This window comes from Pluralibacter sp. (assembly GCF_019237635.1).
Taxonomy (GTDB): domain Bacteria; phylum Pseudomonadota; class Gammaproteobacteria; order Enterobacterales; family Enterobacteriaceae; genus Enterobacter_B.
Genome location: NZ_JAFAGS010000181.1, coordinates 1 through 11,976 on the forward strand (window position 1 = coordinate 1; position 11,976 = coordinate 11,976).

Annotated in this window: 14 protein-coding genes and 1 tRNA gene; 7 read left to right on the plus strand and 8 right to left on the minus strand. The window is 50.5% G+C overall.

The window, feature by feature from the left end; genetic code table 11:
- Positions 1 to 1,013 (plus strand): DNA helicase IV (gene helD, locus JO226_RS21400; protein ID WP_296407202.1); only part of this gene is annotated, 1,013 nt, incomplete at its 5' end.
- A 34-nt stretch (positions 1,014 to 1,047) separates the two neighbouring features.
- Here helD and mgsA read toward each other — a convergent pair.
- Both mgsA and JO226_RS21410 read right to left on the minus strand, forming a co-directional pair.
- Positions 1,048 to 1,506 (minus strand): methylglyoxal synthase, encoded by a 459-nt coding sequence (gene mgsA, locus JO226_RS21405; protein ID WP_296407204.1) that lies wholly within the window; start codon positions 1,504 to 1,506, stop codon positions 1,048 to 1,050.
- A gap of 96 nt (positions 1,507 to 1,602) precedes the next feature.
- On the minus strand, positions 1,603 to 2,196 hold the full coding sequence (locus JO226_RS21410) for a DUF2057 family protein (RefSeq protein WP_296407206.1): 594 nt from the start codon (positions 2,194 to 2,196) through the stop codon (positions 1,603 to 1,605).
- Positions 2,197 to 2,370: 174 nt separating this feature from the next.
- Here JO226_RS21410 and JO226_RS21415 point away from each other — a divergent pair, with 174 nt between their 5' ends.
- On the plus strand, positions 2,371 to 2,784 hold the full coding sequence (locus tag JO226_RS21415) for a CoA-binding protein (protein WP_296407227.1): 414 nt from the start codon (positions 2,371 to 2,373) through the stop codon (positions 2,782 to 2,784).
- Between the two features lie 35 nt (positions 2,785 to 2,819).
- Here the strand turns inward: JO226_RS21415 and hspQ are convergent, their stop codons facing one another.
- Positions 2,820 to 3,137 (minus strand): heat shock protein HspQ, encoded by a 318-nt coding sequence (hspQ, locus tag JO226_RS21420; protein WP_296407208.1) that lies wholly within the window; start codon positions 3,135 to 3,137, stop codon positions 2,820 to 2,822.
- A gap of 60 nt (positions 3,138 to 3,197) precedes the next feature.
- Complete coding sequence (rlmI, locus tag JO226_RS21425) at positions 3,198 to 4,388, minus strand: 23S rRNA (cytosine(1962)-C(5))-methyltransferase RlmI (RefSeq protein WP_296407210.1); 1,191 nt, start codon at positions 4,386 to 4,388, stop codon at positions 3,198 to 3,200.
- Positions 4,389 to 4,482: 94 nt separating this feature from the next.
- On the opposite strand from rlmI, the gene yccX reads away from it, so the two are divergent.
- Positions 4,483 to 4,764 carry an acylphosphatase gene (yccX, locus tag JO226_RS21430; RefSeq protein ID WP_296407230.1) on the plus strand — a complete coding sequence of 94 codons (282 nt, stop codon included), beginning with the start codon at positions 4,483 to 4,485 and terminating at the stop codon, positions 4,762 to 4,764.
- Here yccX and tusE read toward each other — a convergent pair.
- Both tusE and yccA read right to left on the minus strand, forming a co-directional pair.
- Positions 4,761 to 5,090: a sulfurtransferase TusE gene (gene tusE / locus JO226_RS21435; protein WP_296407212.1), complete on the minus strand. Its 330-nt coding sequence runs from the start codon at positions 5,088 to 5,090 to the stop codon at positions 4,761 to 4,763. The genes yccX and tusE overlap by 4 nt on opposite strands.
- 89 nt (positions 5,091 to 5,179) lie before the next feature.
- The gene (gene yccA, locus JO226_RS21440) at positions 5,180 to 5,839 is read right to left on the minus strand and encodes an FtsH protease modulator YccA (protein WP_296407214.1); all 660 of its coding nucleotides are present in this window, start codon (positions 5,837 to 5,839) and stop codon (positions 5,180 to 5,182) included.
- Positions 5,840 to 6,108: 269 nt separating this feature from the next.
- On the opposite strand from yccA, the gene JO226_RS21445 reads away from it, so the two are divergent.
- The 4 genes from JO226_RS21445 to JO226_RS21460 all read left to right on the plus strand — a co-directional run bounded on the left by JO226_RS21445 (position 6,109) and on the right by JO226_RS21460 (position 10,561).
- On the plus strand, positions 6,109 to 7,737 hold the full coding sequence (locus JO226_RS21445; protein WP_296407216.1) for an ABC transporter substrate-binding protein: 1,629 nt from the start codon (positions 6,109 to 6,111) through the stop codon (positions 7,735 to 7,737).
- Between the two features lie 145 nt (positions 7,738 to 7,882).
- Positions 7,883 to 7,970: transfer RNA gene (locus JO226_RS21450), tRNA-Ser, on the plus strand.
- Between the two features lie 215 nt (positions 7,971 to 8,185).
- Positions 8,186 to 9,271, plus strand: coding sequence for a nucleoid-associated protein (locus tag JO226_RS21455; RefSeq protein ID WP_296407217.1), 1,086 nt, complete (start codon positions 8,186 to 8,188; stop codon positions 9,269 to 9,271).
- A gap of 3 nt (positions 9,272 to 9,274) precedes the next feature.
- Entirely contained in the window at positions 9,275 to 10,561 is a 1,287-nt protein-coding gene (locus tag JO226_RS21460; protein WP_296407219.1) for a hypothetical protein, read from the plus strand.
- Here JO226_RS21460 and JO226_RS21465 read toward each other — a convergent pair.
- A complete protein-coding gene (locus JO226_RS21465; RefSeq protein ID WP_296407222.1) occupies positions 10,554 to 11,576 on the minus strand; it encodes a tyrosine-type recombinase/integrase in 1,023 nt (340 codons plus the stop codon). The two genes, JO226_RS21460 and JO226_RS21465, sit on opposite strands and share 8 nt — an antisense overlap.
- Positions 11,577 to 11,801, minus strand: a complete 225-nt coding sequence (locus JO226_RS21470) for a DUF4224 domain-containing protein (protein ID WP_296407224.1) — start codon at positions 11,799 to 11,801, stop codon at positions 11,577 to 11,579.
- Positions 11,802 to 11,976: the final 175 nt, after the last annotated feature.

Consider the following 11,976-nt stretch of genomic DNA (forward strand, 5'->3'; position numbering starts at 1 on the left):
TGCAGAAGCGGCTGGCGGGAAGGCTTGACCGCTGGGTCGGGCTGATGCGCATGCACGGTGGTTCCCAGGCGGAGATGATTGCGGCGGCTCCCGACGAGGCGCGCGAACTTTTCGGCAAGCGTGTGAAGCTGATGGCGCCGCTGCTGAAGGCCTGGAAAACCGCGCTGAAAGAGGAAAACGCGGTCGATTTCTCCGGGCTTATTCATCAGGCGATAAACGTGCTGGAAAAGGGGCGCTTCGTCAGCCCGTGGAAGTATATTCTCGTTGACGAATTTCAGGATATCTCGCCGCAGCGTGCGGCGCTGCTGGCGGCGCTGCGTCAGCAAAACTCGCAGACGACGCTGTTTGCCGTCGGCGACGACTGGCAGGCTATCTACCGTTTCAGCGGCGCACAACTATCGCTGACCACCGCGTTTAATCACTATTTCGGTGAAGGCGATCTCTGCGCGCTGGACACCACCTACCGCTTTAACGGGCGTATCGGCGAGATTGCCAACCGTTTTATTCAGCAAAACCCGCATCAGCTCAGCAAACCGCTGAACAGTCTGACTGCCGGGGATAAGAAAGCCGTGACGTTGCTTACAGATAATCAGCTGGATGTCCTGCTCGATAAGCTTAGCGGTTATGCAAAACCGGACGAGCGGATCCTGATTCTGGCGCGCTACCATCACCTGAAACCCGCCGCGCTCGAGAAAGCCTCGACGCGCTGGCCGCACCTGCAAATTGATTTTATGACGATTCACGCCAGCAAAGGCCAGCAGGCGGATTACGTTATCGTGCTGGGGCTGCAACAGGGGCAGGATGCGTTCCCCGCACCGGCGCGTGAGTCCATCATGGAACAGGCGCTACTGGCGCAGGAGGAGGATTTCCCGGACGCGGAAGAGCGTCGCCTGCTGTATGTGGCGTTGACCCGCGCGCGCCATAGGGTATGGCTGCTGTACAGCAAAGAGGAGCCGTCGACGTTCGTTGAGACGCTGACGGAGCTTGGTGTTCCTGTCGTACGTAAACCATAAAAATCAGCCCGGTGAGCGTTCACCGGGCTGACGATTATTTCAGGCGTTCAGAGAGATAGCGCGGGTAGTCGGGAATTTGAATGTCGACGGCGTCGTTAAAGTTCGGCGACTGAATAATGAAATCCGCCGTGGCGACGTTAGTGGCGACCGGAATGTTCCATACCGTTGCCAGACGCAATAGCGCTTTGACGTCCGGATCGTGCGGCACTGCGTTGAGCGGATCCCAGAAGAAGATCAGCACATCTATTTTTCCTTCAGCAATCAGGGCACCGACCTGCTGATCCCCACCCATCGGGCCGCTCAGCATCGCATTGACCTCAAGGCCCGTCGCGCGTGAAACCAGATTACCGGTCGTGCCGGTGCCGTACAGGACGTGCTTTGCCAGCAACGGCTGATGCCGCTCGACCCATGATTTCAACATCTGCTTGCAGTGATCGTGCGCCACCAGCGCGATGTGTTTACGCTCAGGTAGCGTACGTGTTGTCAGTTCCATCGTTTTATTCCACCAGTTCAGATGCAGACAGATTACTGGATGTGACTGCTGCTGCAAGTGACCGGAATGAAAAATATGATGCGCCACGTCATGATATCAGGATGAAGGCTGCCGTTTTGCCCATTCCAGAAAGCGATGGCGGGTTTGCGGGTCGGCAAGTTCAAACCAATGTTTCAGCCGTTGCTCGGTCAGGGACTGCGACTGTGAGGCTGATGTGGCGGCAGACTGATTCGTCTGGTTATAGAGGCGGGTGGCCTTTTCATAATCAATGTTATCGCCTGCCTGCGTGGTGGTGAGAATGCTGAGCTTTGCCGGAATCAGCGTTGCGTTGCCGTCCAGCAGCTTTATCGACGGGGTGAGGGTGAAGGTTTGCGCGTCGTGGAGCGTTTCCAGTTCTGGCAGGCTGAAGTTTACCTGGTCTATCTGCCGGGAGTCGAAATTGGCGATCAACGCAGGCGAGACGTACAGCTGGCGGTTATCATCGGGCAGGCGCACCATCCTTTCAACCCGAAACACGAGCTGGTGCGGGCCGTTATCCAGCTCAATACTCTCCGCGCCGCGCAGCAGCAGGCTGGATACCTCTTTCCCGTCCAGCAACAGCAGGTCCACATCGTCAGAAAGATGCAGCGTGGTGGCACTGGCGCTCATCGGCAGCAGAAGCAGATACAGCGTCATAACGATGGCTTTCATTCACCTCTCCTGATAAAGACATGTCCCGCCATTAGAGTGTATCAAAATTTTACGAAATTAATTTTTATTAACATCTGGACATATTGTGATTCACCGCACTGAGACTCAGACGGGGTGGAATGGCTGGCGGGTCAGGATTGTCGTACACTTTGCTAAATAGCCCGGAGGATAATGATGAGAGAGAACGATATTGCAGGCATTTTAACGTCCACACACACAATTGCGCTGGTGGGGGCGAGTGATAAACCCGATCGTCCAAGCTACCGGGTGATGAAGTATTTACTGGATCAGGGCTACCACGTTATTCCGGTATCGCCTAAGGTGGCCGGGAAAACCCTGCTGGGTCAGCAAGGGTACGGCACGCTGGCGGAAGTGCCGGAGAAAGTGGATATGGTGGACGTTTTTCGCAACGCTGAAGCGGCATGGGGCGTCGCTCAGGAGGCCATCGCCATCGGCGCAAAAACGCTATGGATGCAGCTTGGCGTCATCAATGAGCAGGCGGCGGTGCTTGCCAGAGAGGCGGGGCTTAACGTGGTGATGGACAAATGCCCGGCGATTGAAATTCCGCGGCTTGGGCTGGCGAAGTAAAAAGCAAACCCCGCAGTGCAACTGCGGGGTTTTCGTTAATTACGTAAACGCGGTGCCTGAAGCTGTCGGCGGATGGTTCTCGCCAGCTCATCCATGGACGGTTGTTCAGGATGTTCATCGCTCGCTTCGCTCTTTAGCTGCGCTTCAGCGAGATAGGTATGAACCGGCTGGCCATCGTCATCTTCCATGACCACGTGGTACCAGGGCGCGGCTCGCAGATCGTCGTTAATCGCTACTTCATCCGCTGACGGGTCGTCCAGGGAGTATTCCGGGTCGATATCAACCACCACGCCCAGATAACCCAACAGGGAATGGCGGACCTGTTGGCCAATACCGAATTTGCTGGCAATCATAGTCACCTCCCGGGAAACATTACTGACACTGAATATGTGGGCAATGTTTCGCTTTTCAAGTTACATGACGCGACAGGCAAACCCTTTCAGATATAGCCCTTCCGGGTAGGTAGCAATCACCGGGTGATCGGCCGCCTGACGGAACTGCTCTATAAATTGTACATCACGCCCGGCATCTATTGCGGCATCAGCGATGATTTTCTGAAATAAATCGGTGGTCATCAATCCTGAACAGGAGAAGGTCAACAGCACGCCGCCGGGGTTCAGCAACTGGATAGCCAGCATGTTGATATCTTTGTAACCGCGGCAGGCGCCCTGCAGCTGATTTTTGTTTTCCACGAACTTCGGCGGATCCATGACGATCACGTCGAAGGTTTCGCCCTGGTCGCGGTATTTGCGCAGCAATTTGAAGACGTCGTCACGGACAAACTCGGCTTTGCTGAGATCCAGCTTGTTGAGTTCGACGTTCTGTTTCGCCACATCGAGCGCGTCCTGAGAGGTATCTACGCTTATCACCTGACGACAGCCGCCCATCAGCGCGGAAACGGCGAAACCGCCAGTATAGGAGAAGCAGTTCAGTACGCGTTTATCGGCAACATAGCGACGGGTGGCGAGACGGCTGTCGCGCTGATCCAGATAATAACCGGTCTTGTGACCGCCCTGGATATCGACCAGTAGCTTCATACCGTGCTCTTCAATGGGCAGCAGGGCAGGCGGCAGCTCGCCAGTGACCGGACCCTGGGTCAGCTCCATCCCCTCTTTTTTACGTACCGCGACGTCGCTGCGATCGTAAATAGCGCACTGTGGATACAGCGTCTGCAGCGCGTTGATCAGCGGCGCGCGCTGATATTCGGCGCCAGCGCTCAGCAGTTGCAGCACCAGGAAGTTGCTGAAGCGGTCGATGGTCACGCCCGGCAGCCCGTCGGATTCACCGGCGATCAGACGGTAGCTGTCCAGACCGTCGCGCCCGGCAAGCCAGCTGCGCCAGGTCTGTGCCTGCTGCAGGCGGCGGACAAAGAAATCGATATCAATGGATTCGTCTTGCTCAAACGTCCAGACGCGGGCGCGAATCTGCGACGCCGGGGAATAAGCGCCGCGGGCTAACCATTTACCCTGGTGGTCGACGATATCAATGGTTTCACCGAGAGAGGCTTTACCCTCCATACGCGCAACGGCGCCGGAAAAAACCCAGGGATGGCGGCGCAGCAAGGATTTCTCGCGGCCTTTGGCTAACACTAAACGTACGCTCATAATTTGCTATTCTGACGGTTTGAAGAAAATGGGCGTCATTCTCCCGACTTCAGTGGGGAAATGCAACGAACAACAGCATGACAGGAGCATAATGATGGCACAGGTCTGCACGATCGCATGGGTACACGGTCTGGTTCAGGGCGTCGGGTTTCGCTACAGCACGCAGCGGGAAGCGCTGCGGTTGGGGTTAACCGGCTATGCGCGCAATCTGGATGACGGCAGCGTTGAGGTACTGGCCTGCGGCGATGCTGAGCAGGTTGAAACGCTTATCGCCTGGCTGAATGCGGGTGGTCCGCGCAGCGCCCGGGTTGATCGCGTGCTGGCGGAGCCGTATCACAGCGATAAGCGCTGGGAGCGGTTTGATATTCGCTATTAAATACACTTCACCGGCTTGGGCAGCCCGGCGATTTTGGTCGCCTGCTTGGCCGGGCCTTTAGGGAACAGGCGATAGAGATAGCGGCTGTTGCCTTTTTCTTCGCCGAACGTGTTCGCCATCGCTTTTACCAGCATACGGATGGCGGGCGAGGTATTAAATTCCAGATAAAACTCGCGCACGAAACGCACGACTTCCCAGTGTTCCGGGGAAAGGGTTATGGCTTCCTGCTGGGCAATCACTTCCGCCAGCGCTTCACTCCACTGCGTGCTGTCCTTGAGATAGCCGTCGTTGTCGGTCTCTATCTCTTTACCTTCAAAGTTCAACATAGTTATTCGCAATATGAATCCAAAACCGGGGCAGTGTAGCAAAAAACAAAACCCCACATAAGCGGGGTTTGGGGGTACAGCATCAGCGGTTAGTCGCGGCTGGCGAAGCCGAGGATGCTCAGCAGGCTGACGAAGATGTTGTAGAGCGACACGTACAGGCTCACTGTGGCGCGAATGTAGTTGGTTTCACCGCCGTGGATGATGTTGCTGGTCTCAAGCAGGATAGCGCCAGAAGAGATCAGGATGAACACCGCGCTGATTGCCAGGTGAAGCGCAGGCAACTGCAGGAAGATGTTCGCCACCATACCGATCAGTACAACCACGATACCGGCCATCAGCATACCGCCGAGGAACGACATGTTTTTACGGGTGGTCAGCACATAGGCTGAGCAGCAGAAGAAGACCAGCGCCGTACCGCCCAGCGCCAGCGCAATCACATCGCCCATGCCGGCGGACAGGTAGGCGTTGAGGATTGGGCCGAGGATGTACCCCAGGAAGCCGGTGAAGGCAAACGCCGCCAGAATACCGGAAGGCTTGTTGGCAAGCTTATAGGTCAGGAACATCAGGCCATACATACCGACCAGCGTCAGGATCAGGCCCGGCGACGGCAGCATCAGCACGGTGCTGGCCGTGGCGGTAATCGCCGAAAACGCCAGCGTCAGGCTCAGCAGAAAATAGGTGTTGCGCAGGACTTTGTGCGTGCTAAGAAGCGACGAACGGTCACGCGACGAGGTAATAATACGATCCATAGTGTCACTCTCTTTATGATGACAGATGTAATAGTGTCAAAGAATATGAAAACAAAGCGGAAAGCTCCAGTTGTTTTACCCATCTTTACCGACTCCGGCGCACAAAAATCCAGCAGATTATAGCGATGATGTTTTATCCGGCAGCAGGATTGTGGCTTTTTGTCGATGTGGCAGATCGAGATCTTATAGGTTACTGAAAAACATTGCGTTATTGGCAAGGCGCCGCTAAGACTGAAGGCGGTGTCAATAATAATGAAATCAATAAGGCAATGGATATGAAACCACACAATCGCATCACGCTCGGCCTACTGACCGCCGGTTTCTTCTGTAGCGCCACGCTGGCTTCTGCCGCCGTCATTCCCGAAGGAACGGCGCTGGCGGAAAAACAGGAACTGGTCAGGAATAACGGCAGCGAACCGGCATCGCTTGATCCGCATAAAGTAGAAAGCGACGTCGAATTCAATATTATCAGCGATTTATTCGAAGGACTGGTTAGCGTCTCTCCGACAGGGGAAATTCAACCCCGGCTGGCGGAAAAATGGGAGAACAAAGATAACACGGTCTGGACGTTTCATTTACGTCCTGGCGTCACCTGGTCTGACGGTACGGCCATTACGGCGCCGGATATCGTCTGGAGCTGGCAACGGCTGGTGGATCCGAAAACCGTCTCCCCTTATGCCAGCTATCCCGGCAACATGCATATCGTTAACGCCGCAGACATTGCGCAGGGCAAAATGGCGCCGGATAGGCTGGGCGTGAAGGCGTTGGACGATACGACCCTTCAGGTGACGTTAAACCAGCCGAACGCCGCGTTTCTGGCGATGCTCGCGCACCCTTCGCTGGTGCCTGTTGATAAAGTGCTGGTCACCCGCTTTGGCGATAAGTGGACTAAACCGGAGCATTTCGTCAGCAGCGGCGCCTATAAGCTGTCGCAGTGGGTGGTTAACGAACGTATCGTGGCGGAGCGCAACCCGCGGTACTGGGACAATGTGCATACCGCTATCAACAAGGTCACGTATCTGCCGATAAGCTCGGACGCCGCCGATGTGAACCGTTATAAGGCCGGTGAGATTGATATTACCTATACAGTGCCTATTAACCAGTTCGCTCAACTGAAAAAAACGATGGGCGATCAACTGAACGTTTCACCGCAGCTGGCGACGTACTATTACGAGTTCAATACGAGCAAACCGCCATTTAATGACCCGCGAGTACGCCAGGCGCTGAATATGGCGCTGGATAAGGACATCATCGCGGATAAGGTTCTGGGACAGGGGCAACGCGCGGCCTGGGTCATCAGCCAGCCGGATATCGGCGGGGTCACGATACATAAGCCGGAATACGCCAGCTGGCCGATGGACAAACGCATCGCCGAGGCGAAAAAGCTGCTGAATGAGGCCGGGTTTAACGACAGCCATCCGCTGACGTTCAACCTGCTGTACAACACCTCGGAATCACACCAGCGCATCGCCATTGCGGCAAGCTCCATGTGGAAGAAGAACCTCGGCGTGGATGCGAAGCTACAAAACCAGGAGTGGAAGACCATGCTTGACAGCATGCACACCCATAACTTTGATGTGGTGCGCTATGCGTGGATCGCCGACTATGATGACGCGGCAACCTTCCTGAATAACTTCCGTACCGGCGATAGCGAAAATACCTCTCAGTACAGCAATGCGGCCTATGACGAGGCGCTGCGCAACGCGGCGAAAGCGTCGGATGTGGCGACACGCGGTAAATACTATCAGCAGGCCGAAGATCTTCTGGCTCAGGATGTACCCGCGATTCCGGTCTATCACTATGTCCGCACACATCTGGTGAAACCCTGGGTCGGCGGATTTACCCCGGATAAGCTCGGCTACTACTACACCAAAGACATGTACATCAAAAAGCGCTAAACGTGAGTTGAGCGATATTGTGCTGATAAAACGGTCAGTGTGTTGTTATTTCAATCGATTAACGGCATTTTGACTGTTTTTCAGGCAAACGAACACATTCGGGCTTTACACGGCGCATCGAGGTGTTTATAGTGCGCCTCATTCCGGAAGTGTGGCCGAGCGGTTGAAGGCACCGGTCTTGAAAACCGGCGACCCGAAAGGGTTCCAGAGTTCGAATCTCTGCGCTTCCGCCAGATTAAACAAGGGGTTACCGAAAGGTAACCCCTTTGTTTTTTGAGCCGAAGAATAAAAAAGAATATTCTCGAAGAATTCGACCTATCTCAAAACTGCATAAAAAATCAATTTAAGCTCAGCTCATTAACCTCTAAACTGTTAGTAATTTGTGTTCATATGAGCACTTTTTATAGTCATGCTTTGGCTACCAACAGCAATGTTAAGGTTGAACAAGATGGATTTTAAGTTACGTCACTGTGTTATCCATGAACTAATCAAAGAAAGTGGCAAGCAGAAAGTTGAAACCACTCTCAAATCTGTACTTCCAAATGACGACGAATATGTTTGTCAGTTAGTGCAGTCTTTGACCGAATTGATAGGTAAAAAAGATAATCAAGCATCACGCGGAACCTTCGATTACCAAGATGTGACATTCAAAGTTCCTCCTGCATTTAAAACGTATTATGATGGGGCTGCTACATCGGACGATTTTCACGAATTCACCTTGATCTGCATGAATGAGCTCTCTCGTCAAGCCAAAGATCCATCTCGAGTGGCTGCTTCAGGTGGGGCTATAGTATTTGCCCATTATGTTCGTGGTGTGTCTGATTTTCTTCTCATTACCATGGTTAAACAGAAGGAAGCACTGCGTTTAGATAAGGACCTGAAGCCAGTTGGAACGGTTCAGATTGATTTAGCCAAAATTCACCAAGCCGCTCGTGTGAACTTTCATCGATTCCATGAATTCGAAACTTTACCTGAAGATGAAAAATCAACTTACTTAGCATTTGTAAGCCCTAAGGTGAATCAGGATGCATCTGGATATTTTGTTGCCGCCCTTGGATGTTCAGACAGTGTTCCCTCAGCAAGAGCTACAGAAGCAGCTCTTAATGGTGTAAGAAGTTACTTTGATGCAAATGTAGACATCAAGGCGTACAAAAATGCTGCCTACGATGCTGTGCTGTACCATCTAAAAGAGAAAAAGCCAGGGGAAACTGCTTCTCTGGCAGAAATTGAGCATATTGTAAGACAGGCTGTACCAGCAGAGAAACATACGCATATCGACAACTTAGTTGAGTATCTCAATGGGGAAGAAATAGGTGTTCCATTAGAGTTCGCCATAAACAGGTCTGTAGTAAACAAAAGAACAAAAGTCAGGACTAAATCCAATGGATGGGAGTTAAGTTTTGAAAAAAGATTCTTCGGTGAACAGGCTGGATCTGTAATTCAGTATTTGCGTAAAGAAAAGAAATTAATAATTTCTCAGTTGGATGAAAATACAATACAAAAATTAGAAGATGCACTCAAGAGCGAAGGGTAAATTATGTCCTCGATATATTTTGAAAAGCTGGTTAAATTTTACAGAGGGTTGGGAAAGCCTTCTGTAATTAACTGCTCATTTGAATATAGAGGACAACTTGCTAACCAGTTCGATATATTTAAAGAGTTATGGGATGACGCAGATCAGAGTATCGCTGATTTTGACTTGTCTTTTGAATCCTGTTCCTGTGGTACATTATACGAGGACTCTTTTCCTGGAGATCTAACCTCGAGTACTGACATTACTCTTACAGTATCGTTACCTGCTGGTGATTTTAGATTTATTGAGTCGTTAGAAGATTTTTTACTCATTGATAATAATTTAAATACAGGTAGATGTGTTGAGAATGTTTATCTTGTAAAAGAGGATTTTTTATTTGGTGAAGTTGACTCTGCAAACGAACAAGTTTTAAAGGCGTTACAGCTTTCATGTTTTATTACAGAGATTTATGATTTGGCAAATTATAACGACCATGTAGAGCATAGTGGTTTGTTAAAACTAGTATTTATTGATACAGGTAACTCGAAAAAAACATCTCCGATTGTTATTGAACCAAGAATAACTATTGAAAGTATTTCTTTCCCTATGGTTGACTTGGCTATCTTCAAAAGCATAAAGGAGAATGGAATAGATAATGCTCACATTCAAGAAAAACAAGCTATGTTTAGAGTGTCAATTATTGAGGTGCTTAAAGACGTAGATGAGAGCCAGGATAAATTTAATTTTCTGATTGAACAGTGGGAGTTATTGAAAGAAACATATTATGGGAATTTTGAATGTTATTTAACTAACTTTTCATTTTTGAAACAGAAAAAAGAAGCAGCTGAAAATTACATGACTGTTTCTTCAAAGATTTCAGGGACTCTTTCGTCTATATCTGGTAAGTTGTTCGGGCTTCCAATTTCTTTTGCCGTGGCTGTAGCTATTTTAAAAGTAGATAAATTTGAAAGCATATTAGCCTTGTTAGGTGTTGCAATAACATCCCTGTTAATTGCACTTACTATTTACGACCAAAAAAAAGTACTTAAATCCATCATGGATTCAATAGATGCTTTGTTTAGCCATACAAAAGCTCAGCGGAGCGGGGAACTTGCAGAGTTAATTTCAAAACATAAAGAGAACCTCTATTCTCAGGCTAGGGGGTTAGATGTTGCGATGGTATTTTTACTGATTATTTCTGCTTTGCCAGTTATGATTTCTTTAGGTGTATATATATTTAAATTTCATCCTTCTTTGATTTCACGTTTTCATTATTTCATCGATATGTTTATGACTCAATTGCTTAAGTGATTTTATTAATTAAAGGCTTGTCTAGGCTAGGGCTAATTTGTACCTTCCTGTCATAGATAAGTACCTGGCTTTCTGTCTTGTGACCGCTGAATATCTGTTTATCCCTGCTGCTCCCTTCAAAATCTGAAATGGCCTTTGCCTTAATATCGTGAAACGTGTAATCCAGTTGCCGATTGAGTTCGCTTTGTGCTGCGCGCACTGCCTTTAGCCAGCGATTATTGAACGTCTTACGAATGAACTGGCCACGATCGCTGTTGTAGAGGACCAGCGCGTCAGATGAAAGTCTTGGGCATTCTGTCTGTGCTGTTTCCAACGCTTCACGCAGGCGAGGCGTCCAGGCCTTGATCTGCTTTTTCCCGGTCTTACCCTGCTGGATATATATCCCCTTGTCAGAAATCTGCATCCAACGCAGCGTTAGTACATCAGCTTGCCTGGCGGCGCACAGGTAAGAAATTTCCATCGCCGCTCTGACGACGTTATCTGCATGTTTATAAATTTCCAGGTAGTCTTCGTCAGTGATGTATTGTTCGCGAGCCTTGAGAGAGAATTTGCTGACGCCGGCGCACGGATTTCCTTTAACGTAGCCGCGCTCATATCCCCAACGGTAAACACGCGACATGCTGCTCATTTCCTGGTTGGCCTGATTCTTACTCTGTAGGCCGCGTCGATCCATAAACTGACGCACGTCTTCCGGTTTGATTAAGTCAGCTTTAACTTTACCGAATACGGAGAGTAGTTTTTTCTGATGTTGCAGGTAATCGCGCTGGGTTCGTATTGCAAGCTCAGTGTAGTAGGCACTTTTGAGAAACATTCCCCAGAGCTTTTCGAACGTCATCACATCTGAGTAATTGCGCCGTTCTTCCTCGTACCGTTTCCATAACGCTGACATGGTTATGGTGATTGGTCCCAGCGTCACGGTTTCCCGAGACGTGGGTTTGTAGTAGTAACGTGTCTTGGTTTTTGATACGCGCGGGGGGAGCCTGTTATCACCCGGATCCTTTCTTCTGCGACCCATTTAAATAGCTCCGAAATCAGGTTTCGCTTCTGTACTTGGTTGCACGGTGATCTGACCGTTCAGTACGGCGTTGATATGTGTCCAGGTTACCATTGGGCGACCTTCCCGGTCAGGGATGTACGAGACGCCGCCACGGTCTAATATTTCCCGTTGTTTGGAGGGTTTCTGATAGCCGGTAAACTCAATCAGTTCAGCGTCTGTTAGCAGATCGTTTTCTCTGGTCATGTTGGTCTTTCCTCATCATCCGGTACACAGCGTCATCAGCATCACTGCAGGCGTGTTCGATGTCGGACTGGGTCAGGGTCTTCTTTCGTACGCTTGCCGATAACCGGCCAATCTTTATATCGAAATCTGTGAGCAGGGTAGCTCCGGGTTGCCATCGCAGCATTGGGACCTCCTG

What these genes read in the sequence shown, in the direction of transcription:
- mgsA (WP_296407204.1), bottom strand. Translation starts at nt 1,506, where the DNA reads ATGGAACTGACAACACGTACGCTACCTGAGCGTAAACACATCGCGCTG.
- JO226_RS21410 (WP_296407206.1), bottom strand. Translation starts at nt 2,196, where the DNA reads ATGAAAGCCATCGTTATGACGCTGTATCTGCTTCTGCTGCCGATGAGC.
- JO226_RS21415 (WP_296407227.1), top strand. Translation starts at nt 2,371, where the DNA reads ATGAGAGAGAACGATATTGCAGGCATTTTAACGTCCACACACACAATT.
- hspQ (WP_296407208.1), bottom strand. Translation starts at nt 3,137, where the DNA reads ATGATTGCCAGCAAATTCGGTATTGGCCAACAGGTCCGCCATTCCCTG.
- rlmI (WP_296407210.1), bottom strand. Translation starts at nt 4,388, where the DNA reads ATGAGCGTACGTTTAGTGTTAGCCAAAGGCCGCGAGAAATCCTTGCTG.
- yccX (WP_296407230.1), top strand. Translation starts at nt 4,483, where the DNA reads ATGGCACAGGTCTGCACGATCGCATGGGTACACGGTCTGGTTCAGGGC.
- tusE (WP_296407212.1), bottom strand. Translation starts at nt 5,090, where the DNA reads ATGTTGAACTTTGAAGGTAAAGAGATAGAGACCGACAACGACGGCTAT.
- yccA (WP_296407214.1), bottom strand. Translation starts at nt 5,839, where the DNA reads ATGGATCGTATTATTACCTCGTCGCGTGACCGTTCGTCGCTTCTTAGC.
- JO226_RS21445 (WP_296407216.1), top strand. Translation starts at nt 6,109, where the DNA reads ATGGATATGAAACCACACAATCGCATCACGCTCGGCCTACTGACCGCC.
- JO226_RS21455 (WP_296407217.1), top strand. Translation starts at nt 8,186, where the DNA reads ATGGATTTTAAGTTACGTCACTGTGTTATCCATGAACTAATCAAAGAA.
- JO226_RS21460 (WP_296407219.1), top strand. Translation starts at nt 9,275, where the DNA reads ATGTCCTCGATATATTTTGAAAAGCTGGTTAAATTTTACAGAGGGTTG.
- JO226_RS21465 (WP_296407222.1), bottom strand. Translation starts at nt 11,576, where the DNA reads ATGGGTCGCAGAAGAAAGGATCCGGGTGATAACAGGCTCCCCCCGCGC.
- JO226_RS21470 (WP_296407224.1), bottom strand. Translation starts at nt 11,801, where the DNA reads ATGACCAGAGAAAACGATCTGCTAACAGACGCTGAACTGATTGAGTTT.